Below are 25,579 nucleotides of genomic sequence, written 5' to 3' on the forward strand. Positions count from 1 at the left end.
ATCTATCTGACACCATTCTAGGAGCACACCCGCATACACGGCGCTCGCTTCAGGTATCCGGCAGGCCCAGCGTGCGCAGGCGCGCGCGCAGCCGGCGGACTTCGTCGGCCAGGTCGATGACGAGCGCGGCCAATTCCTCGTTGGCGTCGAAAGCGCGCTCGAGCTCGAACAGCCGCCGCGCCCGCGCCAGGTCGACGCTGCGAAAGCGCACGCTTGCCAGCGCGTGCGGCGCTTCGCTGCCCGGTGCCCCCAGCACGCCTGCCTGCACATGCCGTACCACCCAGTCCGGCTCGACCCTGCAAGCCCGTGCGAGCTCGTCCAGGTCCAGCGCCACCTCGTCGATCAACACGCCAGTCAAGGTCTGGTTCGCCAACATTGTCAGCCTCCTCAATAAGCATCGTCTAACGCTACGCGGCCCGCCTAGGCGGGGCGCGGATTAAACGCGAGGTCGCGCGCCATCGCCTGGTACAGCGCCCGCGCCTTGTCATTGTTCGCCGGCGGCAGCACCACGTCGAGGATCAGGTACAGGTCGCCCGGCGGACTGGCCGGGATGCCGCGCCCCTTGAGGCGCAGCTTGCGCCCGCTCTGCGAGCCGGCCGGCACCGTGACCTCGACCGTGCCCGAGGGCGTCTGCACCGACACGCTGCCGCCGAGCGCCGCCTCCCAGGGCGTGACCGGCACGTTTTCGACCACGTTTGCGCCTTCGACCCGGTAGCGCGGGGCGGGTGCAAACTGAATTTCAAGATACAGGTCGCCCGCCCCCGCGCCGCCGTGCCCCTCGTGGCCCTGGCCGGCCAGGCGCAGCTGCTGGCCCGGCGTCACGCCGCGCGGGATGTTCACGCTCAGCGTCTTTTCTTCCATCACGGTTCGGCCCTGCGCCTGTCGGCGCGGCACGCGCAGGCTGACCGTGCGCGTCGCGCCCTGGTAGGCGTCGCGCAGGTCGATGGTAATGGCCGCATGGATGTCGTCGCCGCGCATCTGGAAGTCCCCGTTACGGCCGCCGGCGCCGGCGCCACCGCGGTGGCCTGCGCGTCGCCCGGCCTGTGCGAACAGGTCGGCAAAGAAGTCTTCCGCGCCGGCGCCGGCGAAGTCGAACTGCTCGCCCCAGTCGGGCGGCGGCTGGAACGACTCGCCCGGGCGATGGCCACGGCCGAGCGCATCGTAGGCCGCGCGCTTGGTGGCGTCACCCAGCACCTCGTAGGCTTCGTTGATTTCCTTGGTTTTCGCGTCGGCGTCCTTGAGCTTGCTGACGTCGGGGTGGTATTTGCGCACCATTTTCCGGTACGCCTTCTTGATGTCCTCCGCGGACGCCTCCCTGTCGACGCCAAGGGTCTGGTAATAGTCCTTGTATTCCACGAGCTTGCTCCTGGATCAGGTTGATGGTCGAGATACGCCATATCTAATGATCACAGGCTGGCTTTTCAACGGGACGGGATATATTTACAGGAATGTAAATGCCAATTAGAGTTGAGCTTTATTAATTATCTCCTTGCCATGGTTAATCACGCTCCGAAACGCCTGCTCATGCTTGCGGCGCTGTTGTGTATGGCACTGCCTTCTTTCGCTTACGGGCTGAAGCAAGCCCAGCCAGCAACGTGCAAGCAACCGGAATACCCGCGCCGGGCGCAGAAGGCCGGCGAAGAAGGGGTGAGCTTGCTCGGGTTTCTCGTGCGTGGCGATGGCACGGTGGCCAGTTCAGTTGTACTCAATTCCAGTGGATCCCAGGAGCTGGACCGCATAGCGGCGGACGCATTGTCCAAGTGCGTGTTCAGGCGCCCTGCCAACAGTGACGACGCTACCGAGCACTGGGTGCGCCTGGCATACACATGGGACTTCAACGACGGGCCCGGCATGCTTCGGGCGAAGCAGGCCGCAGCACTTGCCGCAGGCAAAGGCAGTCTCCCGGCACGCTACCATCTCAGCCTTCTTCTCTCGCAAACAGCCGAGACCGACGCCGATCGAGAGAAGGGATTGCTCGTCTTGCGTAGTAGCGCCGAATTGGGGCATGCGCCTGCGCAGTTCGACCTTGGCCGGCGTTACGAAAAAGGAGTTGGGGTCGAGACGAATCTCGACGAAGCAGTTCGCTGGTACCAGAAATCCGCCGCACAAGGCGATCCGCTGGCGACGCAACGCCTGAGGCTGGGACTACTGCCAGACTAGCCATACGACTGCCTGCCTTAGACAGTCTGGATTTTCAAGGGCATGCCCGAGGAGGATGCCGGCATGGGATATCTTTACAAAAATGCAATTGCAATCTAGAGTTAAGCTTCACTAATTAACTCCTCGTCATGATTATTCACGCTCCGAAACGCCTGCTCATGCTTGCGGCGTTGCTGTGCACGACAATGCCTTCGCTCGCTTCCGAGCCAATGCAGCCAGCGCCGCCCATAAGTTGCAAAAAGCCCGAGTACCCGGAACGGGCGCAGAAGGCCGAAGCGGAAGGCATCACCGTGCTCGGGTTTCTCGTGCGTGCCGATGGCACAGTAAGGGATACAGTCGTGCTCAGCTCGACTGGCTCCCGGGACCTGGACCGGGCAGCTGAGCTCGCATTGTCCAGATGCCTATTTGAACGTGTTGCCAAGGTGGACGATGCAGTCGACCTCTGGGTGCGCATGGTCTACGTATGGCACCTCACGGACGACGACTACTTGCTGCGAGCAAAGCACAAGACGGCGGTCGCCGCAGGCAACGGCAATGTCGCGGCGCGCTACCACCTCAGCCTGCTTCTATCGACGACAGCAAAGACGGATGCCGATCGGGAAAAAGCCCTGGTCGTGTTGCGCAGTGCGGCCGAGCTGGGGCATGCACATGCACAATATGATCTCGGCCAGCGTTATGAAAAGGGAGAGGGGGTCACGGTCGATCCGGATGAAGCTTTGCGGTGGTACCGGAAATCCGCAGCCCAGGACGATCCGCTCGCGAAGCAACGCCTGACATTGGGGATACTGGGAAGCTAAGCAGGCCTGCTGTCGTAGCGCCGTGCGATCGGCCCCCTCGATAGACACGCGGACTTGACACGCATTTGCCAATTAGACAGTAAAATCGGCGGCTTTCTCCACCCGTCCACCTCCTCATGACCGTCACCGTTTCCGCTGCACCTTCGTCACCCGTCCGCCTCGAAATCTCCACGCTCTGGAAACTGTCCTGGCCCATGCTCGTCGGCCAGCTGGCAACCGTCGGCATGGGCGTGGCCGACGTGGCGATGACGGGCCATGTAAGCGCAGCGGAGCTGGCCGCCGTATCGCTGGGCGCCTCGGTCTGGTCGATCGTGCTGGTGACGGTGATGGGCACCATGATGTCGATCAATACCGTGGTCGCACACGAGATTGGCGCCGGGCGCTACGACAAGATCCCGCATTCGGTACGCCAGGCCTTGTGGAAGGGTGTCGGTGTCGGCCTGATCGCCTTCCTCCTGACTAACCTGGCCACGCTGCTGTTCGACCACATCGGCCTGGACCCGGCCGTGGCCGACCGCGCCGCCATGTTCCTGCACGTGACGAGTATCGGCATGCCGGCCTTCGCCTGCTACCGCGCGCTCTACGGCTACACGACCAGTATCAACGAAACCAAGCCGATCATGATCATCGCGATCCTTGGCCTGCTGTTTGTGATCGCCAGCAACTGGCTGCTGGTATTCGGCAACTGGGGTTTTCCACAGATGGGTGCGGTCGGTTGCGCCGTGTCGACCAGCGCCGGCATGTGGCTGATGCTCATTGCGATGCTCTTCTGGGTGAAGGTGTCGCCGGTCTACCGCATGACCTATCCCTTCACGGGCTGGGAAGGTCCGGATTGGAAGGAAATCCGCGAGATGCTGCGCCTGGGCCTGCCGATCGGCGTCACCTACTTTGCCGAGGTCAGCGCCTTTGGCCTGATCAGTTTGATGGTGGCGCGCTTTGGCGTGGTGCAGGTGTCGGCGCACCAGATCGCGCTGAACTTTTCGTCGCTGGTATTCATGGTGCCGCTCAGCTTCGGCATCGGCCTCCTGACCCGCGTCGGCCAGGCGATGGGCGAAGGCAATCCGGTGCGGGCGCAGTTCGTCTCGCGCGTCGGGGTCGGGATGTCGGTCGCGTTCGGCGTGCTGTCGGCCGCCTTCATCGCCCTCTTCCGCTGGGAAATCGCGCGCGCCTACACCTCCGACCCGGCGGTGCAGGAAGCCTGCGTGCACCTGCTGCTGTTCGCGGCGCTGTTCCAGTTGTCGGATGCGACCCAGGTCGCCACCGCCTCGGCCATTCGCGGCTATCAGGTGACGCGTCCGCCGATGATCATCCAGCTGGTCGCCTTCTGGGGCTTTTCGCTGCCGCTCGGCTATATTCTCGGCATCGCACCCGCCTGGTTCCCGTGGTCGCCCGCGGCGCCGATGGAGTCGACCGGCTTCTGGATCGGCCTCGTGCTGGGACTGACGATTGCCGCCGTCCTCCTGACATGGTCGATGGAGCGGCTGTCGCGCCAGAAAGTGCGCCTGATCGCAAAATAAAGGCCAAATAGCCGGGGGGCCCGGTATGTACTGCTTTTGGAAGGCGACTCTGGTATCGTCTCGTCCGTTGCATATAGCTAACTTCAACGAGACAATCAATGCGCCTTCTCCTCTGCCTCCTTGCCGCGCTCGCGGCCGCGCCCGCTTCCGCGGAACGCCTGACACTCGACCGCATCCACGGCGAAACTTCGCTGGCTGGTCCCGGCGTGAAAAACGTGCGGGTGTCGCCCGACGGCGAACGCGTGACCTTCCTGCGCGGCCGCACGGACAACCAGTTCCAGCAGGACCTGTGGGAATACAACATGAAGGACAAGACCACGCGCCTGCTGGTCGACTCCAAGAAGCTCGTGCCCACCGAGAACCTGTCGCTCGAGGAAAAGGCACGCCGCGAGCGCGCCCGTACCGCCAGCCTGTCCGGCATCCTCAGCTATACCTGGTCGCCCGATGGCAAGCAGTTGCTGGTGCCGATCGCCGGCGACCTGTACCTGGTCGACGCGGCCAGGCCTGACGCGGCGCGCAAGGTTGCCTCGGGCAACGTGCTAGACCCGAAGATTTCGCCGAAGGGCCGCTACGTCAGTTTCGTCCGCAACCAGAACCTGGTGGTGATCGACCTGAAAACCGGCGCCGAGCGCCAGTTGACGACGGACGGCAAGGGCACCGTGCACAACGGCGAAGCCGAGTTCGTCGCGCAGGAAGAGATGGACCAGACCACGGGCTATTACTGGGCGCCGGACGACTCGCGCATTGCCTACAAGCGCTACGACGAAGCCCCGGTGCCGGTCGCGCGCCGCTTCGAAATCTTTGCCGACCGCACCGAAGTGATCGACCAGCACTACCCTGCCGCGGGCGATCCAAACGTGCTGGTGGACTTGTTCATCGTGTCGCCGGAGGTGGACGGAAAAGCGGGCGTTCCGCGCAAGATCGACCTCGGTGCGGAAAAAGACATCTACCTGGTGCGCGCCGACTGGAGCGCTGACGGCAAGACCCTGGTCTACCAGCGCCAGACGCGCGACCAGAAGCGCCTCGACCTGGTGGCGGTGGACGCCGCCACGCTGTCGCAGCGCAACCTCCTGACCGAGACCTCGAAGACCTGGGTTAGCCTGCACAACGACCTGCGCTTCCTGAAGAACCGCCAGGCCTTTATCTGGGCCTCGGAGCGCACTGGCCGCAACCACCTCTACCTGTACGACCTGAACGGCAAGCTCTTGAATACCATTTCGAGCGGCGAATGGGGCATCGACAACGTGCTCGCTGTGGACGAGGCCGCCGGCAAGGTGTATGTCGCCTCGAACCGCGACGCCGTCATCGATAAGCAGACCTATGCGCTGGCGCTGAACGGCAGCACGGCCGCCAAACCGGTCCGCATCACCCAGGGCGACGGCTGGCACGAGGCCGCGTTCGCAAGCAACGGCAAGATTTTCGTGGATACCTATTCGGACCCGAAGACGCCGCCGCAAGTGTCGATCCGCCGCGCCGACGGCAGCATGGTGCAATGGCTCGAGCAGAACGCGCTGAACGCCAGCCACCCGTACGCGAAATACCTGCCCGACCACCTGCCGACCGAGTACGGCACCATCAAGGCGAAAGACGGCCAGACGCTGCACTACTCGCTGATCAAGCCGGCCAACTTCGACGCCACCAAGCGTTATCCGGTGTTCCTGTTCACCTACGGCGGCCCGCACTCGCAGCGCGTGACCCGCACCTGGGGCAATTATTTTGACCAGTACATGGCGCAGCAGGGCTTCGTGGTGTTCCGCCTGGATAACCGCGGTTCGAGCCGCCGCGAACGCCAGTTCACCGATGTCATTTATAACAACCTCGGCAAGCACGAAGTCGAAGACCAGCTGACCGGCGTCGACTGGCTGGCGCAGCAAACTTTCGTCGACCCGAAGCGCGTCGGCGTGTTCGGCTGGAGCTATGGCGGCTTCATGACGCTGCGCCTGCTGGCGGCGGATTCGAACCGGATCGCGATGGGCGTGTCGGTGGCGCCGGTGACCGACTGGGCGCTGTACGACACCCACTACACAGAACGCTACGTCGGCGCCACGCCGAAGTCCGGCAAGGACGCCTACGACCGCAGCGGCGTGTTCGCCCACCTCGACGGTTTGAAGTCGCCGCTGCTGCTGATCCACGGCATGGCCGACGATAACGTGCTGTTCACCAACAGCACGCGCCTGATCGACGAACTCGTCAAGCGCAACGTGCAGTTCGAGCTGATGACCTACCCGGGCGCCAAGCACGGCATCTCGGGCCGCACCAGCCAGCGCCACGTGTACGGCATGATCGAGAACTTCTTCAAGAAAAATCTCGGCAGCACCGCGCCGCGCTAAGCACGCGATTTGTAAAAAAAACCGGAACGCCTTGCGGCGCTCCGGTTTTTTTTCGTCAGCAGATTCTTCGTTACCCACTGGGTTCGACGGAAATATTTCTCCCAAGTCTACGAAAATTCTGACGACCCAGCCAAATGTCAATGCCACTGTTGCGTTAACGCTACAGTGTGCAAATTATTTTGTGAATACATTTGCCCTCAAATGCTTATCCTTTCCTATAGGAATGTGAACACTGAACTCAACAGTTCAGCTTTCCTGTAACAAATTATGTCGCCACGGAATTAATTCCTACGAGTATTCTTCGTGTTCCTGATCTAGAGACACGCTCAAGAAGAGCGGCACCCAACGAGGACATTTACAAATGCACGCCATCCGTACCAGCGCTACCCGCATCTCCTTCGCAGTTTCCGCCTTGGTCATCGGCACCGCCATCGCCGCCCCGGCGTCCGCGGTCACCCGCAGCGTCGGCGCAGGCCAGACCTACGCGACCCCATGCAAGGCGTTCGCCGCAGCAGCAACTGGCGACGTCATTGAAATCCAGGCTGGCACTTATTCCGGCGACGTCTGCGCCATCTACAAGAGCAACCTGACCATCCGCGGCGTCAATGGCCGTCCGAAGATCGATGCCGCCGGCAAGAACGCGCTCGGCAAAGGGACCTGGGTCGTCGTCGGCAACAACATCAAGATCGACAACGTCGAAATGATGGGCGCCAAGGTGACGTCCCGAAACGGCGCAGCCCTGCGCCTGGAAGGAACCAACTTTACGCTGACCAACTCGTTCCTGCACAACAACGAGAACGGTATCCTGAGCGGCGCGAATACCGCCAGCGCCATCATCCTCGAGAACAACGAGTTCGGCCATAACGGCTACGGCGACGGCTACACCCACAACATCTACATCGGCTCGGTGGGGAAACTGACCTTCCGCTTCAACTTCTCGCATGACGCCAAGGTCGGCCATAACCTGAAGACCCGGGCACATTACAACGTCATCGCGTACAACCGCTTCTCGAGCCTGCGTACCGGCGAAACCGGCAGCACCGCCGCGGGCAAGCCAAGCTACGAGATCAACGTGCCGAACGGCGGCACCACCTACATTATCGGCAACGTCATCATGCAGCCGGCCGATTCGAACAACCCGGCCATGGTGGCCTATGGCGAAGAAGGCGTGGGCACCCGCAAGACCGACCTGTATGTGATCAACAATACGTTTGTGAACGACGACGCCTCGCGTGGCACCTTCGTGATGGTCAGGAACGCCGCTGTTGGCGCCAAGCTGATCAACAACCTGTTCGCGGGTTACGGCACCGTCACCAACCAGACGACGGCCGTGAAGAAGACGAACTACCAGTCGCTGGCGCTCGCTTTCGTCGACCGCGCTGCCTACGACCTGCGTCCCCTGATCGGCACCCTGATCGTCAACGCTGGCTCGTCGCCGGGCTCCTCGAGCGGCGGCCTGTCGCTCAAGGCCAGCTCGAGCTACAAGCACCTTGCCTCCGGTGCCAGCCGTTCGACCCTCGGCAGCCTGATCGATATCGGCGCCTACGAAGTCCAGTAAGTTTCCCCGGTAACGGCGCCCGGTAACGGCGGTCCCGCAATGGGAACAAGCAGGGAACTGGATGTAGAATAAAAAGCCCCGGCGTGATGAGCGCCGGGGCTTTTTGGTTCCCGCTGGCCGCCATCCGGGGACGGCGCGGCCTTCTTAATTGGTTGCGTCGCGCAGGGCGTCCTTGGCGTCGCCGTACTTCTCCTGGGTCTTGCCTTCGACCTGGTTCTTCAGGCCCTTGACTTGCTGCTCCTGGTTACCGACCAGCTTGCCCGCTTCTTCCTGGAGTTTGCCGCCGATGTCCTGCAGCTTGCCTTCGACTTGGTCTTTGTTCATGGTGCGCTCCTTGAATGCGGCGCGGTCCGGGTGACCGCGCGATGAGTCCAGAATACGCCGCCATACGGCCGCGCTCTGTACGTGTTTTCACATAGCTCGACAATATCGTGCGGCACCTGCACGGGAAGCCGGGCCGGCAAGCCGGAAACAACTCATCCATGCGCCGGGCCGGCGCGACCCATGCTAGTGTTCAGTTAATCTTTTGTTAATGGAATGCGACCATGAGCGAACACTCCGACTCCCCGCCGCCGCCGAACGGTGCCTCAGCCCCTGCACAACGTACGCTAATGAAGCGCGTGGCCGTCATCGACGGCATCGGTGTCCTGTTTTTCCTGGGGCTGGCCGCCGTCTGGTTTGCGGCCGATGCCCTGCTGCTGGTGTTTGCCTGCATCCTGTGCGCGGTGCTGTTCTACGAATTGAGCCGCATGCTGGCGCAGCGCTTTCATTTCAAACGCAAACGGGCCCTGGCCCTGGTCGTACTGCTGCTGATCGCCGTCATCGGCCTGGGCGGCTGGGCGATGGCGCCGCAGATTGCCGAGCAGTCGACCAAGCTGGCCGAAGCGGTGCCGAAATCGCTGCAACAATTGCAAAGCTTCGTCAACGAATATCCCCTGCTCAAGCGCCTGATGGCCGGCATGCCGGAGCCGGAACAGATCGTCAAGCAGATGTCCTCGATGGTGCCGAATGCCGGCCTGTTCTTCGGCGGCGTCGTGGGTGCGCTCGGCAATGTGGTGATCATCCTGTTTGTCGGCATTTATTTCGCCGCCTCGCCCCGGCTCTACACGAACGGCATCATCAAGCTGGTGCCGCAGTCGAAACGGCCGCGCGCGCGCGAGGTGCAGCAAAAGATTGGCGAGACGCTGGGGAGCTGGCTGCTCGGCAAGGCGATGTCGATGCTGATCGTCGGCATCGTGACCTCGGTCGGCCTGTCGGTGCTGGGTGTGCCGCTGGCGCTGATCCTCGGCATCATCGCCGGCCTGCTCGACTTCGTCCCCTATCTCGGGCCCATCATGGCGGGCGTGCCGGCGGTGCTGATCGCGTTCTCGATCAGCCCGGACCTGGCCCTGTACACGGTGCTGCTGTTTGTCGGCGTGCAACTGGTTGAAGGCTATGTGCTGCAACCGCTGATCGAGTCGCGCGCCGTCGACCTGCCGCCTGCGCTGACCATCGTGATGCAGCTGATCTTCGGCACGATCTTCGGGTTTGCCGGGGTGGCGCTGGCCACGCCGCTGGCGGCGGTGATCAAGGTGCTGGTGCAGATGCTGTACGTGGAGGATGTGCTGGGGGATCGGATCGAGGAAAAGAAAGAAACGTAAGGAAAGAAATGTAAGACAAAAAAAAGCCGCGACGAGTCGCGGCTTTGTTTTTCACGGGCGGCAGGATTATTTGTTGCCCTTGAAGATATCCTTCACGTCGCCCACTTTTTCCTGGACCTTGCCTTCGGCCTGGTTCAGGTTACCTTCTTTCTGCGTCTGGCGGTTGCCGGTAACTTCGCCGACTTTCTCCTGGATCTTGCCGCCGATGTCTTTGGCCTTGCCCTTGATTTGGTCGTCGTTCATGGCTATACCTCTTCGGTTGAAATGAGACCCCACCTTAGGCCTGATTGCCCGGCAAATCTGTTCGTTCGTTAACATTAATGCGGCTTGCGCCATAAGCTTGCCAGCCAGGGCTGCTGCTCGCGCGGCAAGCCCTCCGGCCGGTAGTAATGGCGCAGCGGCACGAATCCGGCCGCCACGAGGTAGCGCTCCCAGGTCGGGTAATCGTAATAGCTGCCATAGCGCGGCCCGTTCCAGCCCTCCTCGTTGTGCCCGCGCGGATTCGAGCTGAACAGCACGCCACCCGGTTTCAGGGCGCCGTGCAGCGCGGCCAGCACGCCGGGCAGCGCCGCGCTCGGCACATGGAACAGCGAGGCATTCGCAAAGATGCCGTCGAACATGTCTTCCGGCAGCGCCAGGTGCAGGAAATCCTGGTGCCAGACTTCGCAGCCGCTGTGCTCGCGTGCCATCGCGACGAATTCCGCAGCGCCGTCGAGCCCGATTGCGCGGTGCCCGAGCGTGCTGAAGGTTTTCAGGTCGCGCCCCGGCCCGCAGCCGAGGTCGAGCAGCGTGAACGGCGCAGGCCCTTCGATGGCACCCAGCAGCGCCGCCACGTTCTGGCTGACGTCGTGGCCGATGGTGCCGGCAAAGAACTGCTGCGCAGTGCGCTCGTAATGCGCCAGCGTGCGCTGCGCAATGTCGTCAAAGCGGTCGTCGAGGTGATCGGTCATGAGTCGGAATTTACCAGATCCGCACCCGTTCCTGCGGCGGCAGGTACAGCTCCTGCCCCGGCTTGACATCGAAGGCCTTGTACCACGGGTCCAGGTTGCGCACGATGTAGGTGCGGTACTGGGCCGGGGCATGGCCGTCGGTAAGCACGATGCGGCGCAGCGAGGCTTCGCGCATCTTGGTGCGCCAGCCCTGGGCAAAGCCGGTGAAGAACTGGCGGTCCGCCTCGATCGTCTTGCCCGATGGCGTGGTCTTGAAGGCGTCGTAGGACGCGGCCACACCGGCCAGGTCGGCCAGGTTTTCGCTCAGCGTCAGCTGGCCGTTCACGGCCAGGTCCGGGAACGGTTTGTAGGCGGCGTACTGGGCGACCAGCTTGTTCGATGCCGCCTTGAAGTGCGCCAGGTCTTCTTTGGTCCACCAGTCGCGCAAGCGCCCCTGGGCGTCGAACTGGGCGCCCTGGTCATCGAAGCTGTGGCTGATCTCATGGCCGATGATCGAGCCGATGGCGCCGTAATTGACCGCGTCCGGTGCTTTCGGGTCGAAGAACGGCGGCTGCAGGATCGCGGCCGGGAAGTTCATCGCGTTCTGCAGCGGCAGGTTGACGGCGTTGACCAGCTGCGGCGGCATGGCCCATTCGGTGCGCTCGGGTTTGCGTCCCAGCTTGTCGAGCTGCTGGCGGTAACGGTATTGTTCGGCGCGGATCGCATTGCCGAAGGCGTCGCCCTTGACGACCTGCAGGCCCTCGTACGACTTCCAGCGCTCCGGATAGCCGACGCCCACATAGATCGCCTTGACCTTGGCCTGCGCCTGGGCACGCGTGGCTGGCGCCATCCAGTCAAGCTTCTCGATGCGGCGGCTGAAGGCGTCGATGATGTTGGCCACCATCGCCTGCACCTTTGCCTTGTTCTCGGCCGGGAAGTAGCGCGCCACATAGAGCTTGCCGACCGCTTCGTCCATCCCCTCGTTGGTAGCGGCCAGCGCGCGCTTCCAGCGCGCCGACTGCTGCGGCGTCCCGGTCAGCGTTTTACCGTTGAATTCGAAGCGCTGGTCGGCGAAGGCCTTCGGCAACAGGCTCGCATATTGATTGAGCTTGTGGAAGGCAAGATAGTCGCGCCAGATGGCGACATCGGCCGCCGTTGCGTTCCCCAGCAGCCTGGCCGCGCCCGTCACGGCGCTCGGGTGATACACCTGGAAGCGCTGCTGGCTTGCCAAGCCGGCCGCCTTGAAGAAGGCCGGCCAGTCCACGCCCGGCGCCTTTGCGGCGAAGTCCTTCAATGTCCAGACATTGTTCGACTTCTGGATGTTGGCCGAATCCTCGCGCGTGGCATGGGTTTGCGCCAGCGCCAGTTCGAGCTCGAACACGCGGGCGGCGCGCTCCTCGGTTTTATCCATGCCGGCGAGCTTCAGCATGGCGCCGATGTGCTGCTGGTATTTCGTGCGCAGCTCGGCCATGCGGGCATTGTTCTCGAGGTAGTAGGCGCGGTCCGGCAGGCCGAGGCCGCCCTGCAGCAGGTAAGGCAGGTTGACTGACGAGTCCGTCAGCCCGCCGGCCACCCACAGGCCGAACAGGTTTTCGGTGAAGAAGTCGGTGGCATTCAGCGGGTCGACATCGGCGCGCACCGAGGCGCCCAGGGCGCGCACCAGCGCCGCCTTGTCGCGGATACCGGCGATGCCCGACAAGATCGGCCTGATCGGGGCCAGACCGCGCTTTTCGATGCCCGCCTCGTCCATGTAGGCGGCGTAGAAGTCCGCCACCTTGCGCGCTTCGCCGCCCGTCCCTTTGGCGGCACCCAGCTCCTCGATCATCTTCGCGATGCGGCCGTTGGTCTCTTCGGCAAGCGCACCCATGGCGCTCCACGAACCGCGGTCGGCCGGGATCTCGGTCTTGGCCAGCCAGTCGCCGTTGGCGTAGGCGAAGAAATCGTCGCCTGGCAGCACGGTCATGCTGGCGGTCTTGCCGGCGGCGGGACGCTCGACCGGAGGTGCGACTTTCGTCGTCTCCTGGGCATTGGCGAAGCCGAACGTGCCGCCGTAGCAGGCAAACGCAATGGCGGCTGCGGATAAGGTCAAACGTGGTTTCATGCTCGTCCTTGTCAAGTGATCGTTACCGTGGCTGGGCCGCCAGCGCGGCGCGTGCCTGCGGCAGCAGGCGCGCCTTTTGCGCCGCGCGCACGCGGATGCCGCTGCCGATGCGCCGAGCTTCGACCAGCGCATCGGGGCCGAAGTTCTGGGCCACGTAGTGCTCCATCATATCCGCATGGCGCACGTCCGACGACGAGGCGACGACGCTGGCCACCGCGCGGTTGCGCGCCACCGCGTCGGCGCTCGCCACCAGCGCGCTGCGGTTGGCGGTGGCGAATGCCCAGGCCTGTTCCGGATGCTCGCGCCCGACACCGGTCACGATGTTGCCCACCAAGTTGGCCGGGGTCTGCGGTGACAGCGCCATGTCCAGGGTGCGGCCCGCGAGCGCCGGATCCAGCACGAGCGTCATCGCCCCGCCGATACGGTAACGTTCCTCGTCCGTCGTGGCGGCCGCCAGCGCCTTGCCGAGCGCCGCGTAGGTGGCGGCGTCGGCATAGCGGCCGGCGGTGTTGATGACGAAGTCGAGCATCTCCGGGCTGATCGATGACGGATCCGCCGTGTAGCGCGCGAAGAGCCTGCGCGCCTCGGCAATCGCGCGTTCGTCGCCGGCACGCGCCAGCGCGCCCGCCAGCAGCGGGCGCAGCCGGCTATCCTCGAGCGTTTCGCCGTCCTTCGGCTCCCAGCCGAGCTTGTCGAAACGCGGCTGCACGAAACGGAGCACGAAGCGCCGGATCAGCGCGCTTTCCGGTTCGCCGCGCGCCAGGTTCTGCAGCGTGCCGAGGTTCGAGAGGATCGATTCCCAGACCGCCAGGCGCGGCTCCTCGCCATATTTCGCGACCAGTGCCAGATAGCTGGCGAGCGGCGTGCGTCCAGCCGTGACCAGGCTCCAGGTATCGAGCAGGAACTTCAGGCGCGTCGGGTCGGGCAGTTGCGCGGCATTCGCGGCGAGCGCGTCGAAGCTGGCGCGGTCGTACTGGATGCGGAAAAAACCCACGCTGTCCGGGTCGACCACCAGCGCGCCCTCGCAACCGCCCTGGGTGATGGTGGTGCTGCGGTTCGTCAGCAGCGTGGTCCAGGCACGTCCGCCGACGGTGCCGACCTGCAGCGGCACGTTCCACAGGCGGTCCTCTAGCGCCGGCTCGTCGAGCCGGTACTGCTCCTGCAACAGCGTGACCTTGCGCTTGCCGTCCTCGCAGGCCTGCGCCACGCTAATCAATGGAAAGCCGGGCTGGGTCGTCCAGTCGGCGGCCAGCCGGGCGACCGGCTTGCCGGACGCCGTTTCGATGGCCGTCCAGAGGTCGGCCGTGGTCGTGTTCGAGTACTGGTGCGCGGCGATATAGGCGCGGATGCCCTTGCGGAACTTGGTTTCGCCAACATAGTTTTCCAGCATGCGCAGGAAACCCTGGCCCTTGACATAGGTGATGGCATCGAAGGCGCCGGCGGCCTGTTCCTCGTTGTCGATGCGGGTCTGGATCGGGTGCGTGGTCTTGCGCGCATCCAGGTTCAGCACGCTTTCGCGTTCGACGATGCCGTCCAGGTAGGGCCGCCACTCGGGATGGAAGCGCTCGGTGGCTTTCGACGCCATCCACGAGGCGAAGCCTTCATTGAGCCAGAGATTGTCCCACCAGGCCATCGTGACCAGGTTGCCGAACCACTGGTGCGCCACTTCGTGGGCGTTGACCTCGAAGGTCAGCTTCTTGACGTCTTCCGGGCTTTTTTTGGGGTCGTACAGCAGGGTCGCTTCGTTGTAGACAATGCCGCCCCAGTTTTCCATTGCACCATTGAAGCCGCCGGGAATCGCGATCTGGTCGAGCTTGGCGAGCGGATACGGCACGCCGAAGTAATTATTGTAGTAGCGCAGCAGGTCGCGCGTGGCCGCCAGCGGGAAGGCGGTCGCGCCGAGCTTGCCCTCGGTGGTGACGATGCCGATCTCGACGCCGTCCTGGCGCGCCGTCACGCGCTCCATCTCGCCCGCCACCAGCACCACCAGGTAGCTCGGCATCTTCGGGGTCGGGGCGAACGCGATGCGCTGCAGGCCGCCGGCCAGCTTTTCCTGCTTCAGGGCGGGCGTGTTCGAGTAGGCCTTGAAGCTGGCCGGCACGTCGACCGTCAGCCTGAAGCGGGCGCGAAAGGCCGGCTCGTCCCAGGTCGGCAGCATGCGGCGCGCATCCGACGGCTCCATGGTGGTCGCGACCAGCTTTTTATCCACGCCGCCCGCCTTGTAGCGCACCTGGAACAGGCCGCGCCCTTCGCGGTTGATCTGGCCCCGGAAGCGCAGGGCCAGCGTGTAGCGTCCCGGCGCCAGCGGCGACTTCAACTCGAAAGCAAGCGTTTCCTGCTTCTCGTCGAGGATCGGCTGCAGCGCCTGGCGCGTCTTGCCGGGGCCGAGCAGCGTGGCCTCGTCGATTGCCAGGTTGGCGGCGTTGAGCACGATACGCTTCGTTGCGCGCAGCACCTCGATCTCGACGCTCTGCTGACCGCTGAAGGTATCGTCGGCGATGTTGGGCACGAGGTGCGCGTCGTACAGCAGCGGAACGATATCCTTCGGCAGTTTGCCGGGGGTGGTGGCAAACGAAAATGGGGCTTCGGCCAGGGCCGCTGCCGGGGCAAACGCGGCGGCCAGCGCCAGCGTGACGGCAACGCCGCACAATGCCTGCTTGTCTCTCATGATGTCCTCTCTTATTATTTTTGATGGGTATTTTGATGCCTATCCTGGTGCCGCAGCCGGCGCAGCGATCCAGCACGCACTGTAGGGGAAGCGAAGCGGCACGATACCCCGAATGCGACGAACGGCAAAAAACCGCGCTGGAATGCAGAATCCCGGCAGTATGCCGCATGCATGACGCCAGGCCTTGAGGGGCGCGTCAGCCCCTGCGCGCCGCGGCCCGAAAATTTTTGGATTATTTTTGCGAAGGACCCTAAAGTTTCCGAAAGCACTGCCGTAAAAGGAGGACAACCGGTAATCCGGCCGAAAAAAATTGCAGCGGTGCTCACATGACCTCCAACGAAGTCCTCTCGATGTACGAAAATATTGCTGGCCTGACGGGCAAGATGGCCGTGGCGGCACAATCGGAGGACTGGAACGGTTTCGACAGCCTGCAGGCGCAATGCGCCGCACAGGCAGCGGCCACTGCGACGGGCGTGCCGGCCCTCGACGGCGCCAAGCGCCTGCGCAAGATCGACCTGCTGAAACAGATCATGGCCAACGACCGCGCCATCCGCGACATCACCGAACCATGGATGGGCCAGCTGGACCGCGCGATGCGCGCGCACTGAGCTGCCCTTTCTTCGAATAATCAAGCGCCTGCGGGCGCTTTTTTTATTGCGCCTGGCAATTGATGTGAATTGGAGGCGCAAACAAAAAGGCGCCCGCAGGCGCCTTGGTGCTGTGACCGGCTGGCGCCGGCCACATGAATTCGGAGAGCAACACCAGGTAGCCTGGTGTCGCCTCTTTGCCGGTTGCATCCGGCGTCCGCTGCCGCAGTTGGCAACGTGACCGCTTCCGGAAACAGGCGTCTTGCGACGTACCTCCGTTACCCGCGCCACGCTATCGGTGGTGGCTGCGGCGGACTCTGTTCCGTTTTGTGGTTTTGACAACCAACGAACCCAGTATATATCAAAATAATAACTTGTGTAGACTGATTCGTGCGCGCCACCTTCGCCTCAGGTTTCGCTGTTTTCGAGGGCCGGCTCGACCGGTTCCGGTGCCGCAGGTTTACGCGAACCCGGCATCAGGCGCGCCTTCACGGCGGACATGAAATTTGGTTTCGGCACGCCGTCCGCGGTGGCCGCCGCCGGCATCCTGGCCGGCTTGTGCTCTTTCGGGATCTTGCCCAAGCTTGAGCGCTTGCGCCGGCGCAGCAGCGCAAGGGCCAGGCCGGCCAGCGCGAGAACGGCCGCAATGGCGCCGCCGATCAGCCCCCACGGCGTTTCTGGTTCGGGTGGCGGCGCCTTCTTTGCCTTGAGCTGGATACGCGGCGCGCCCTTCGGGGCGGGTGGCGGGGCCGTGGCAGGCGCCAGTTCAGCCGATGGTGCCCCTGCCGTCGCCTGCAACACCTTCACCTTCTCTTCAAGCTGGCCGAGCTCGTGGCGCAGCGCGGTATTCTTCTCGCCCAGCACGGTACAGGCATTGAGCTGGCCGGCTTCCGGTTGCGGCGCGCATGTGCCTGGGGTGTCCTGCCGTTTTGCCGTCGCCGTTGGCGGGACCTCGACGGGCGCGACTTCCCTGGCGATGGCCTTCTTGATTGGCACTGCCGCGCGCCTCACTACCGGCTTGCGTGGCTCCACGTATTCCTCGCCCTCGTGCAAGGCTGCTGCCGGACGCGATGCGGGTTGCGGTTTAGCCGGCAGTGTAACCGCGACCGGCACAGGCGGAGCAACCAATGCCGGTGCCGGTGCCGGTGCCGGATTCGGGTCCGGCGTCAGCCACAGCGTCACCAGGCGCACGCTGCGCTGGCCGCCATCCTGCAGCTCGAGGTAGACGTGCAGGTGGCGGCCCTCGACGGGCTTGCCTGTGGTGAGGTGCAGGAACTGGCGGCCACCCTGCCGCGTCACATTCAGGCCCAGGCTGGAGAGAACGGCGGGCATGGCGATGTTCGCGCCCCGGTAGACGTCCGGATGGGCCAGGCCCACCCCGACTTTCGCCGCCCCGTCCTCGATCATCGTCAGCTCGACGCTGGCCGCCAGTGGCTGGCCGATGTGGGACGCTACCCTTGCATCGCCCAGTTCGGCGCCGTGCGCTGCCGTGGCCGTGGTCGTGGCCACACAGGCGAACAGCAAGCTTGGGAAGATGTGGGAAGCGCGAATCGCCATGGGAAGATGAATTTGTAGCCTAAGCGTAATTAACGGGTGTTCGGCTACACTCTTTAGCTTCTGCCCCGAAAATAAATAAGAGGACAAGCTCATGGATACCCGGATAGAAGACCAGCGGATGGAAAAGGACAGTTTCGGCCCGATCGAGGTCCCGGCCGCCCGCCTGTGGGGCGCGCAGACCCAGCGCTCCCTGCACCACTTCCATATCTCGACCGAAAAGATGGCGCCGGAACTGGTCGGCGCGCTGGCCCAGGTCAAGCGCGCGGCAGCCGCCGTCAACCGTTCTCTGGGTAAACTGCCGCGCGACAAGGCCGACGCCATCATCGCAGCCGCCGACGAAGTGCTGGACGGCCGCCACCCGCACGAGTTCCCGCTGGCCGTGTGGCAGACCGGCTCCGGCACCCAGAGCAACATGAACATGAACGAGGTGCTGGCCAACCGCGGGTCCGAGCTGATGGGAGGCGAGCGCGGCGAAGCGCGCCTGCTGCACCCGAACGACCACGTCAACATGGGGCAGTCCTCGAACGACATCTTCCCCACCGCCATGCACGTGGCGGCGGCGCTGGCGGTGTCGAAAGACCTGCTGCCCTCGCTGGTGCGCCTGCGCGGCACCCTGCAGGTGAAATCGCGCGATTTCGACGACATCGTCAAGATCGGCCGCACCCACCTGCAGGACGCCACGCCCCTGACGCTGGGCCAGGAATTTTCCGGCTATGTCGCCCAGCTCGAGTTTGCCGAAAACGCGATCAAGGCGTCGCTGCCGGGCCTGCTGTTGCTGGCGGCGGGCGGCACGGCGGTCGGCACCGGCCTGAACGCGCACCCCGAGTTTGCGCCGCGCATCGCGGCTGAACTCGGTTCGCGCACCGGCCTGGCCTTCAAGACCGCGCCGAACAAGTTCGCCGCCCTTGCCGGGCACGACGCGCTCGTGTCCAGCCACGGCGCCCTGAAGACCCTGGCCACCGCCCTCATGAAGATCGCCAACGACGTACGCTGGATGGCCTCCGGCCCGCGCTCGGGCCTGGGCGAAATCACGATTCCGGAAAACGAACCGGGCAGCTCGATCATGCCGGGCAAGGTCAATCCGACCCAGTGCGAAGCGCTGACGATGCTGTGCTGCCAGGTGTTCGGCAACGACGTCGCCCTGAGCGTGGGCGCCTCGCAGGGCAACTTCGAGCTGAACGTGTTCAAGCCGATGATCGCGCATAACTTCCTGCAGAGCGCGCGCCTGCTGGCCGACGGCATGCGCTCCTTCGACGAACACTGCGCTAGGGGGATCGAACCGAACCGCGAGCGCATCGGCGAGCTGATGGAACGGTCGCTGATGCTGGTGACCGCGCTGGCGCCGCACATCGGGTATGATGCCGCCGCGCAGATTGCCAAGCACGCACAGCACACAGGCATCACGCTGCGCGAGGCGGCCCTGCAATCGGGCCTGGTCACCGAAGAACAGTTCACGCAGTGGATCGTTCCGATGGACATGACGCGGCCGGACCCGGCGTAAGCTGCGGGCGCAAGCTCAGACAAGGCCAAGCGTGCGCCCTACAATTTTTCCCGAGGATAGTATGCAAAAGACAACTTTCGAACTGACATCCGAGTTCGTCGAGCTCAACCAGCTATTGAAAATGGTCGGCTTGTGCGACAGCGGCGGCGCCGGCAAGCACATGGTGGCCAGCGGCGCGGTATCGGTCGATGGCAAGCAGGAACTGCGCAAGACCGCAAAGATTCGCACCGGACAGACGGTGACCGTGGGCGACGTGCGGATCTCGGTGCAGTAGGAGGGACTGCCGGGCTCTACGGCACACGTTTGCGCGCAGACAAACGCGACCGGTAGTCCTTGTGTAGATTTTAAGACGTGACCAACCGGCTTAAGGTGACGGCAATGGAAACCCCGCAAGACAACCCGCAAGCCCAGGAACGGCTGATCGGCGATCTGCGCCTCGTGATCGAGAACGCGGAAGAGCTGCTGAAAAACACCGATCAGTACACAAGTGTCCTGTACCAGAACGCGCGCGCCAAGCTGGCCAGGGCGCTCGACGCGGCGAACGAAGAACTCGAACGCTTCGAAGACGCCCAACTGAGTCGCATGATGGAAGCGACCCGGCAGGCCAACGAGCGATTCGCTGACCAGACCGGCGAGGCCCGCGTCCTGCGCGCTTTCCATTGAGTCGCCTGCCGCGGCGCCGCAAGGCGCCGCGTTTCGTTTACGTCCGTTCTTTCAGGTCCGCACAGCTTCTCAAGCCAGGTGAAGCAGGGATCAGGCTGTCGTGTTGATCTTGTTGCCCAGGTGCGCCGGCAGATTTGGCATCGGCGGCGGTGGCGCGATGGTGTCGAGGATCTGGGTGGCCATCGAATTTTGCATGTCCTGCTGCTTCTTGAGCATGGTCAGGGCAACCTCCTGCTTGTTGCCCGTCTCGGCAATGGTGGTAGACAACTTGGCGATAGCGAGGACATCCATTCCGGTCTCCTGATGAGGGTTATCCTCCATTAACGACTTAATTATCGGAAACTTGAGCCCTTCCCTTCATCCATTCGGTGAGCCAGGTCAACACGTCCTCGGGCCTGTTCAGGTCCAGCCAGGCCGGCCCGGTTGCACCGGTCGTTAACGCGGGCACATCCGAGGCCACCGCCACCACCAGCGGGTCGTCCAGGTACAGCGGCGCCCGTCCGAGCCCCGGGCGGAATACCTCGAGTTTCGGCAACGGCTCCCACTTGTATCCCTCGACCAGCGTCAGGTCGGCCGGGGCCAGGCGGGCGATCTGCTCGGCCAGCGGCGGTTCGCCCTCTCCGCGCAGTTCGCGCAGGATGGCGTAGCGGTAGGGCGAGGCGATCATCACCTCGGCGGCGCCGGCCATCCGCAGGCGCGCGCTGTCCTTGTGCGGCGGCTCGAGTTCGATGTCGTGGTGGCTGTGCTTGACGATGTTCACGCGCAGGCCCTGCGCGCTCAGGCGCGACACGAGGAATTCGAGCAGCGTCGTCTTGCCGCTGCCGGACCAGCCGACGACGGCCAGCACGGGGCCGGCCGCTTGTGCTACCTCCGTCACCCGGGAATCAGTAACTGACACGATAGCGGGTACCCCGGTAATTCATCACGGCGTATTTCGGCATCAGGCGCTCCAGCACCAGGCCCGGCGCCAGCTCCTCGCCCTCGCGGCGCAGCACCTTGTCGACCAGCAGCAGCCGGTCCGATGGATTCGGCGAATAGATATAGCCGCCGACGACGACCTTCGGCACTTCGCGCTGGAGCGCTTCCGGCAGTTGCTGCAGGGTGCGCAGGCTTTCTTCAGGAATCGGTTCGGGCGCGCGCGCCGGCGGGGAGGTGTCGGCGACGCGGGCAGGCGCGGGCAGGTAGACCGCTTGCGGCGCACCCTCTTGCGCGGCGATGCCGGGGGCCGCGGCAGGCCGGGCCGGTGGCGGGCGCACAGTCTTCGGCGCGGGCGGCACCGGAGCCGGCGCAGGGATCGGCACCGGCGCGGCAACAGGCTCGCTCCGCGGTGCGGCAGGCGCCGCCTCCGGCGGTGGTGCGACGGGCGGCAGCGCCGTATCGGCAACCGCTACGGCGGGTACGGGAGTATTCACCGGCGCGGCCGCGGCGGGAGAAACCTGGCTGTGCGCGGCCGGCTGCGCTGGCGCCGGCGCCGGCGCCCGGCCGCGCCAGGCCAGAGCGGCCACCACCGCGGCAAGCAGCAGGCCGGCCCCGAGCCCGATCAGCAGAGGCTTGCGGTTCGCCGGCGCCGCGCGTGGCGGCACGTGCACGGGCGCGGGCGCGTGGATGTCCGGCGCATGGCCTAGCTGGCGTTCGGCTTGCGCTTTCTTGAGTGCTTCGAGGATGTACGACATCTTATTGTCCCGTCCCGGCGGCGGCGAGCAGGCGCGGCTCCTCCACCCCGGTCAGCTGGTTGAGGCGGATATGGGTGCGCGGGCCGGCCACGCCGTCCGCAGTCAGGCCCTGATTTTGCTGGAAGGCGCGCAGCGTTTCTTTCGTGCGTGCGTTGAACGGCTGCTGCGCCGGCGGGGCCGCGACCCGGCCGAGCGCTGCCAGGCGCGCGGCGAGCCAGTCGACGTCGACGCCCGCATCGCCCAGCGCCAGCTGCTCGCGATAACCCCGTGGCATTTTCCAGAAGGTGGTGTACTCGCCGGTGAAGCGCGGCGCCAGGCTGGCGAGGTCGACGCGCTCGCGCTTGTTGCCGGTATCAATCGTCACGCCGCCCCCGTCCATGCCGACCAGCACGGCGTAGCGCGTGGCCGCACCCTCGCGCAGCGTGATCACGGCCGGGCGGTCGAGCTGGCGCAGCTCGTAGATGCCGCCGCGCCCTTGCAGGCAGCGCAGGTCGATCCGGTACGCGACCTCGCAGGGTTCGCCCTCGGGCAGGGCGCGGCCCCAGCGCGTGGCCAGCGCGCGCAGCGCCAATGCCTCGTCTGCGCGGCCAAGCGGCAGCACCGCCCGCGTGCCGGCTGGCGCCGGCTTGGCGGCGGCAAGCAGGACGGTCTTGGCCGGCGCCCTGGCTGCGGGAGCGCTTGCTGCCGGCACGTCGCCACGCGGCAACAACTGCCACGCCGCGACGCTCAAGGCCGCACCGGCAAGGACGCCGCCGGCCACCAACGGCCAGCGCGCCGACCGTGCTGCCGGGGCGCCCTCGCCCGCGAACACCTCGGCGGCGGCCGTACGCACGATGATTGGCGTCGCTTCGCGGCTGTTTTCCACGTAGGCGCCCAGCAGCGCGCGGTCGCACAGCAGGTTGATGCGGCGCGGCACGCCCCCGCTGATCCGGTGCACGAGCGGCACGACCGAGTCCGGGAACACCGGCGCGCCCTGGCTGCCCGCGACCGCCATCCGGTGCGCGATGTAGGCGCCGGTTTCCTGCTCGGACAGCGGCCCCAGGTGATAACGCGCGATCACGCGCTGGGCCAGTTGCTCGAGCTCGGGGCGCGCCAGCATCGTGCGCAGCTCCGGCTGGCCGATCAGGATGATCTGCAGCAGCTTGCGTTCGCTCGTCTCCAGGTTGGTCAGCAGGCGCAACTGCTCGAGCACGTCGGTCGAGAGGTTCTGCGCTTCGTCGATGACGAGTACGTTGTTGCGCCCCTGCGCGTGCGATTCCAGCAGGTAGGCATTGATCGCATCGATGTAGCTCTTCACCCCGCCCTGCCCGCCCGGCATCGCGATGCGGAACTCCTCGCACACCGATTGCAGCAGCTCGCCAACCGTCAGTTTCGGATTGAAGATATAGGCCAGCCGGCAGTTCTCGGGAACCTGCTCGATGAAGCAGCGGCAAACCGTGGTCTTGCCGGCCCCGATCTCGCCCGTCAGCAGCACGAAACCACCGCCGCTGTTGATGCCATACAGCAGGTGCGCCAGCGCCTCGCGGTGGCGCTCGCTCATGAACAGGTAGCGCGGATCGGGCGCGATCGAAAACGGAGCCTGCTTCAGGCTGAAGTAATTGGTGTACATGAACAGGCTAGCGGAGGAGCGCCACTGGTACAGGCGGCAAGGGTTTATACCTCGCGCAGTATATTTTGGATTTGTCCTGGTGATAAGCGATGACGCTGCCCGGGTTCGATACCCTCAAGGGAAAGCGCGAAGCGTCGGCGGGCAGGTGGCGCAGGCCGGCGCCGGCACGGACCGCGCCTTCCAGTTCTTCCGGCTTGCTGTCGAGCACGGCGGCCACGAACACCAGCGGGTTGGTGTCGTCGCTGACCATGATTTCCCGCACCGGTTTACCCCACAGGGTCGCGTCCAGCTTGAACCAGTACGCTCCGCCCTCCTGCTTGTAGGCGGGGCCGAAGGCGGTGGTGAGCCAGGAATGAAAGTAGGCGTTGTCGAGATGGCTGCGGCACAGCAGCGCGCTGCCGATGACGGGGGCAAAGGTCGAGGGCGCCGCATTGACCTGGATGCAGGCGAGCGCCAGCACAGCGCCCGCGGCGGCGCGCGGCAGGGTCACAGCTTCGACAGCCAGTCGCGGTTGGCGGCGATCTTCGCCTTGGCCGATGCCGGCAGGGCCTCATAGCAGCCGGGGTGCTGCTTGAGCGCGTGCTCGCGGACCTCTTTTTCGAGGCCATTCACGATAAACACGTAGACGGTGGCGCCGTCGCCATTCTTGCGCGTGCCCAGGTAACGAATCACTTGTTTCTCCTCACTTGACCCCCGCATTATGACACCTGCCGCCGCGGCCGGCAGTGCCATGGCGCCTCAGAATGCGCGCTGGCCCACCGGTCGCCATGAAGAACTGTTGCTTCGGAGCCACCGGTTGCCGTTCAGCGCCCTTCTTTGACTGTTGATACCGCCATTTTGCGCGTCTGTCGGTTGCCCCGTCCAGGCCGGAGCGCTTTGCCTTATCGTGCAAGTTCCCAATTAAACAAAAACAACGAGGACACCTGTGAATACCCGAATCAAGCACACCGCCGTTGGCGCCCTCCTGCTCTGCATTGGCATTGCCAGCATGCAGGGCGTCATTGCCGAGGAGCGCGCCCAGGAGCCGCGCCAGGCCGTGACCCTGGACAAGCGCAGCGTTGGCGCCTTTAACGCCATCGAACTGGCCGGTCCGTTCCGCGTCATCGTCAGCGAAGGCGCGCCGCGCCTCGAACTGTCGGGTGAGCCGAAGCAGCTGGCCGAGATCGAAAGCGAAGTGCGCGGCGGCACCCTCATCGTGCGCCAGCGCTCGCGCTCCGGCATCCACATCAGCTTCGGAAAGCGCGACCGGCAGGAGGTGGTCGTGCGCATCGGTGCAAGCGGCTTGAAGAGTCTGACTACCAGCGGCAGCGGCGACGTCGAGCTCGAATCGATCGGCGGCGAACGCTTCGTGCTGGCCGCGCAAGGACCGGGCGACATCCGCGCCCGCGGTTCGGTGCGCGACCTGCGCCTGACCAGCAGCGGCAGCGGCGACCTCGAGCTGCGCGGCGTGAAGGCGGCGAATGTCGACCTGGCCATGTCCGGCCCGGGCGATGTGCACCTCGGTAGCATCGGCAGCGACCTGGCGGCGCGCGTGTCCGGTTCCGGCGACGTCGAAGTCGACGAACTGCGCGTCGCGCGCGCCGTGGCCCAGGTCAGCGGTCCGGGTACTGCGCGCCTGCGCGGCAGTGCCCGCGAACTGCGGCTCGAGCTGACCGGTTCCGGCGACTTCGACGGTTGCAAGCTCGATGTCGAAAAGCTGAGCAGCGTGCAGCGCGGGCCGGGCAGCGCCTGCGTCGCCGGCACCATCCGCCAGTTCGAAGCCGAGGTGCACGGCTCGGGCGATTTGGATGCCCGTGGCCTGCAGGCCGGCCGCGCCATCCTGCGCATGAGCGGCCCCGGCAGCGCCACGCTGTCGGGCAGCGCCGACGAGCTGCGCGCCACCCTGAGCGGCTCGGGCGAACTCGAAGCCGAGCGCCTGGCGGTCAAGAACGCCATGATCGACAGCGGCGGACCCGGCGACGTATCGCTGGCCAGGGTATCGGACACCCTCGACGCCTCGCTGCACGGCTCGGGCGACCTGTCGGCGGCCATCGACGGCAAGCGCGTCATGCTCAAGATGCGCGGCCCCGGCAGCGCACGCCTGGAAGGCCGCGCCGACCGCATGGAGGCCGAGCTGACGGGATCGGGCACCCTGCAGGCACGGCGCCTGACCGTGCGCCAGACCGACATCAATGTGCGGGGGCCGGGCAGCGCGACGGTGAATCTGGTGCGGGATGGGGAGAACGGCCGCCGCGATGAGCTGGTGCTCGTCGAGCGCGGCGGGCGCCGCCAGGCTGACTAAGAAACAGA

General features: G+C 64.9%; 25 protein-coding genes. 11 read left to right on the forward strand and 14 right to left on the reverse strand.

Annotated elements, in window-relative coordinates; translation table 11 throughout:
• Positions 1 to 49: 49 nt before the first annotated feature.
• Positions 50 to 376: a MerR family transcriptional regulator gene (locus tag ACFPN5_RS21940; protein ID WP_379785958.1), complete on the reverse strand. Its 327-nt coding sequence runs from the start codon at positions 374 to 376 to the stop codon at positions 50 to 52.
• Between the two features lie 44 nt (positions 377 to 420).
• Complete coding sequence (locus ACFPN5_RS21945; RefSeq protein ID WP_379785959.1) at positions 421 to 1,356, reverse strand: DnaJ C-terminal domain-containing protein; 936 nt, start codon at positions 1,354 to 1,356, stop codon at positions 421 to 423.
• Positions 1,357 to 1,467: 111 nt separating this feature from the next.
• Between ACFPN5_RS21945 and ACFPN5_RS21950 the strand changes: the two genes are divergently transcribed.
• The 5 genes from ACFPN5_RS21950 to ACFPN5_RS21970 all read left to right on the forward strand — a co-directional run bounded on the left by ACFPN5_RS21950 (position 1,468) and on the right by ACFPN5_RS21970 (position 8,362).
• Entirely contained in the window at positions 1,468 to 2,160 is a 693-nt protein-coding gene (locus ACFPN5_RS21950; protein WP_379785960.1) for a TonB family protein, read from the forward strand.
• A gap of 128 nt (positions 2,161 to 2,288) precedes the next feature.
• On the forward strand, positions 2,289 to 2,957 hold the full coding sequence (locus ACFPN5_RS21955; RefSeq protein ID WP_379785961.1) for a TonB family protein: 669 nt from the start codon (positions 2,289 to 2,291) through the stop codon (positions 2,955 to 2,957).
• Between the two features lie 116 nt (positions 2,958 to 3,073).
• The gene (locus tag ACFPN5_RS21960; RefSeq protein WP_379785962.1) at positions 3,074 to 4,474 is read left to right on the forward strand and encodes an MATE family efflux transporter; all 1,401 of its coding nucleotides are present in this window, start codon (positions 3,074 to 3,076) and stop codon (positions 4,472 to 4,474) included.
• A gap of 98 nt (positions 4,475 to 4,572) precedes the next feature.
• Positions 4,573 to 6,804 carry a S9 family peptidase gene (locus tag ACFPN5_RS21965; protein ID WP_379785963.1) on the forward strand — a complete coding sequence of 744 codons (2,232 nt, stop codon included), beginning with the start codon at positions 4,573 to 4,575 and terminating at the stop codon, positions 6,802 to 6,804.
• 361 nt (positions 6,805 to 7,165) lie between these two features.
• Entirely contained in the window at positions 7,166 to 8,362 is a 1,197-nt protein-coding gene (locus ACFPN5_RS21970; protein ID WP_379785964.1) for a right-handed parallel beta-helix repeat-containing protein, read from the forward strand.
• 144 nt (positions 8,363 to 8,506) lie between these two features.
• Here ACFPN5_RS21970 and ACFPN5_RS21975 read toward each other — a convergent pair whose 3' ends face one another.
• On the reverse strand, positions 8,507 to 8,686 hold the full coding sequence (locus tag ACFPN5_RS21975; RefSeq protein WP_379785965.1) for a CsbD family protein: 180 nt from the start codon (positions 8,684 to 8,686) through the stop codon (positions 8,507 to 8,509).
• A gap of 221 nt (positions 8,687 to 8,907) precedes the next feature.
• Here ACFPN5_RS21975 and ACFPN5_RS21980 point away from each other — a divergent pair, with 221 nt between their 5' ends.
• The gene (locus ACFPN5_RS21980) at positions 8,908 to 10,002 is read left to right on the forward strand and encodes an AI-2E family transporter (protein ID WP_379785966.1); all 1,095 of its coding nucleotides are present in this window, start codon (positions 8,908 to 8,910) and stop codon (positions 10,000 to 10,002) included.
• A gap of 66 nt (positions 10,003 to 10,068) precedes the next feature.
• Here ACFPN5_RS21980 and ACFPN5_RS21985 read toward each other — a convergent pair whose 3' ends face one another.
• The 4 genes from ACFPN5_RS21985 to ACFPN5_RS22000 form a co-directional block, all read right to left on the reverse strand.
• Entirely contained in the window at positions 10,069 to 10,245 is a 177-nt protein-coding gene (locus tag ACFPN5_RS21985; RefSeq protein ID WP_379785967.1) for a CsbD family protein, read from the reverse strand.
• A gap of 74 nt (positions 10,246 to 10,319) precedes the next feature.
• On the reverse strand, positions 10,320 to 10,952 hold the full coding sequence (locus ACFPN5_RS21990; protein ID WP_379785968.1) for a class I SAM-dependent methyltransferase: 633 nt from the start codon (positions 10,950 to 10,952) through the stop codon (positions 10,320 to 10,322).
• 10 nt (positions 10,953 to 10,962) lie between these two features.
• On the reverse strand, positions 10,963 to 13,032 hold the full coding sequence (locus tag ACFPN5_RS21995) for a M13 family metallopeptidase (protein WP_379785969.1): 2,070 nt from the start codon (positions 13,030 to 13,032) through the stop codon (positions 10,963 to 10,965).
• 22 nt (positions 13,033 to 13,054) lie between these two features.
• The gene (locus ACFPN5_RS22000) at positions 13,055 to 15,700 is read right to left on the reverse strand and encodes a M1 family metallopeptidase (RefSeq protein WP_379785970.1); all 2,646 of its coding nucleotides are present in this window, start codon (positions 15,698 to 15,700) and stop codon (positions 13,055 to 13,057) included.
• Between the two features lie 326 nt (positions 15,701 to 16,026).
• On the opposite strand from ACFPN5_RS22000, the gene ACFPN5_RS22005 reads away from it, so the two are divergent.
• The gene (locus tag ACFPN5_RS22005) at positions 16,027 to 16,308 is read left to right on the forward strand and encodes a flagellar protein FliT (protein WP_379785971.1); all 282 of its coding nucleotides are present in this window, start codon (positions 16,027 to 16,029) and stop codon (positions 16,306 to 16,308) included.
• Positions 16,309 to 16,695: 387 nt separating this feature from the next.
• Here the strand turns inward: ACFPN5_RS22005 and ACFPN5_RS22010 are convergent, their stop codons facing one another.
• The gene (locus tag ACFPN5_RS22010) at positions 16,696 to 17,844 is read right to left on the reverse strand and encodes a FimV/HubP-related protein (protein WP_379785972.1); all 1,149 of its coding nucleotides are present in this window, start codon (positions 17,842 to 17,844) and stop codon (positions 16,696 to 16,698) included.
• Between the two features lie 91 nt (positions 17,845 to 17,935).
• Between ACFPN5_RS22010 and fumC the strand changes: the two genes are divergently transcribed.
• The 3 genes from fumC (at position 17,936) to ACFPN5_RS22025 (ending at position 20,008) form a co-directional block, all read left to right on the forward strand.
• Complete coding sequence (gene fumC, locus ACFPN5_RS22015; protein WP_379785973.1) at positions 17,936 to 19,345, forward strand: class II fumarate hydratase; 1,410 nt, start codon at positions 17,936 to 17,938, stop codon at positions 19,343 to 19,345.
• Between the two features lie 61 nt (positions 19,346 to 19,406).
• Positions 19,407 to 19,619 (forward strand): RNA-binding S4 domain-containing protein, encoded by a 213-nt coding sequence (locus ACFPN5_RS22020; protein ID WP_379785974.1) that lies wholly within the window; start codon positions 19,407 to 19,409, stop codon positions 19,617 to 19,619.
• 104 nt (positions 19,620 to 19,723) lie between these two features.
• Positions 19,724 to 20,008 (forward strand): DUF883 family protein, encoded by a 285-nt coding sequence (locus ACFPN5_RS22025; protein ID WP_379785975.1) that lies wholly within the window; start codon positions 19,724 to 19,726, stop codon positions 20,006 to 20,008.
• Positions 20,009 to 20,098: 90 nt separating this feature from the next.
• On the opposite strand, the gene ACFPN5_RS22030 is transcribed toward ACFPN5_RS22025, so the two are convergent.
• The 6 genes from ACFPN5_RS22030 to ACFPN5_RS22055 are packed head-to-tail and all read right to left on the reverse strand — an operon-like array spanning position 20,099 to position 23,962.
• The gene (locus tag ACFPN5_RS22030; protein ID WP_379785976.1) at positions 20,099 to 20,299 is read right to left on the reverse strand and encodes a putative motility protein; all 201 of its coding nucleotides are present in this window, start codon (positions 20,297 to 20,299) and stop codon (positions 20,099 to 20,101) included.
• A 37-nt stretch (positions 20,300 to 20,336) separates the two neighbouring features.
• Positions 20,337 to 20,885 (reverse strand): molybdopterin-guanine dinucleotide biosynthesis protein B, encoded by a 549-nt coding sequence (gene mobB / locus ACFPN5_RS22035; protein WP_379785977.1) that lies wholly within the window; start codon positions 20,883 to 20,885, stop codon positions 20,337 to 20,339.
• Positions 20,886 to 20,892: 7 nt separating this feature from the next.
• Positions 20,893 to 21,681 (reverse strand): general secretion pathway protein GspB, encoded by a 789-nt coding sequence (locus ACFPN5_RS22040; RefSeq protein ID WP_379785978.1) that lies wholly within the window; start codon positions 21,679 to 21,681, stop codon positions 20,893 to 20,895.
• A 1-nt stretch (position 21,682) separates the two neighbouring features.
• Positions 21,683 to 23,290 carry an AAA family ATPase gene (locus ACFPN5_RS22045; protein ID WP_379785979.1) on the reverse strand — a complete coding sequence of 536 codons (1,608 nt, stop codon included), beginning with the start codon at positions 23,288 to 23,290 and terminating at the stop codon, positions 21,683 to 21,685.
• A 7-nt stretch (positions 23,291 to 23,297) separates the two neighbouring features.
• Positions 23,298 to 23,780, reverse strand: a complete 483-nt coding sequence (locus ACFPN5_RS22050) for a hypothetical protein (protein ID WP_379785980.1) — start codon at positions 23,778 to 23,780, stop codon at positions 23,298 to 23,300.
• A complete protein-coding gene (locus ACFPN5_RS22055; RefSeq protein WP_379785981.1) occupies positions 23,777 to 23,962 on the reverse strand; it encodes a hypothetical protein in 186 nt (61 codons plus the stop codon). Before ACFPN5_RS22055 ends, ACFPN5_RS22050 begins: the two co-directional genes overlap by 4 nt.
• Positions 23,963 to 24,215: 253 nt before the next feature.
• Here ACFPN5_RS22055 and ACFPN5_RS22060 point away from each other — a divergent pair, with 253 nt between their 5' ends.
• Entirely contained in the window at positions 24,216 to 25,571 is a 1,356-nt protein-coding gene (locus tag ACFPN5_RS22060) for a GIN domain-containing protein (protein ID WP_379785982.1), read from the forward strand.
• Positions 25,572 to 25,579 lie beyond the last annotated feature (8 nt).

It is taken from the genome of Massilia niabensis (assembly GCF_042655085.1).
GTDB lineage: Bacteria > Pseudomonadota > Gammaproteobacteria > Burkholderiales > Burkholderiaceae_D > Telluria > Telluria niabensis.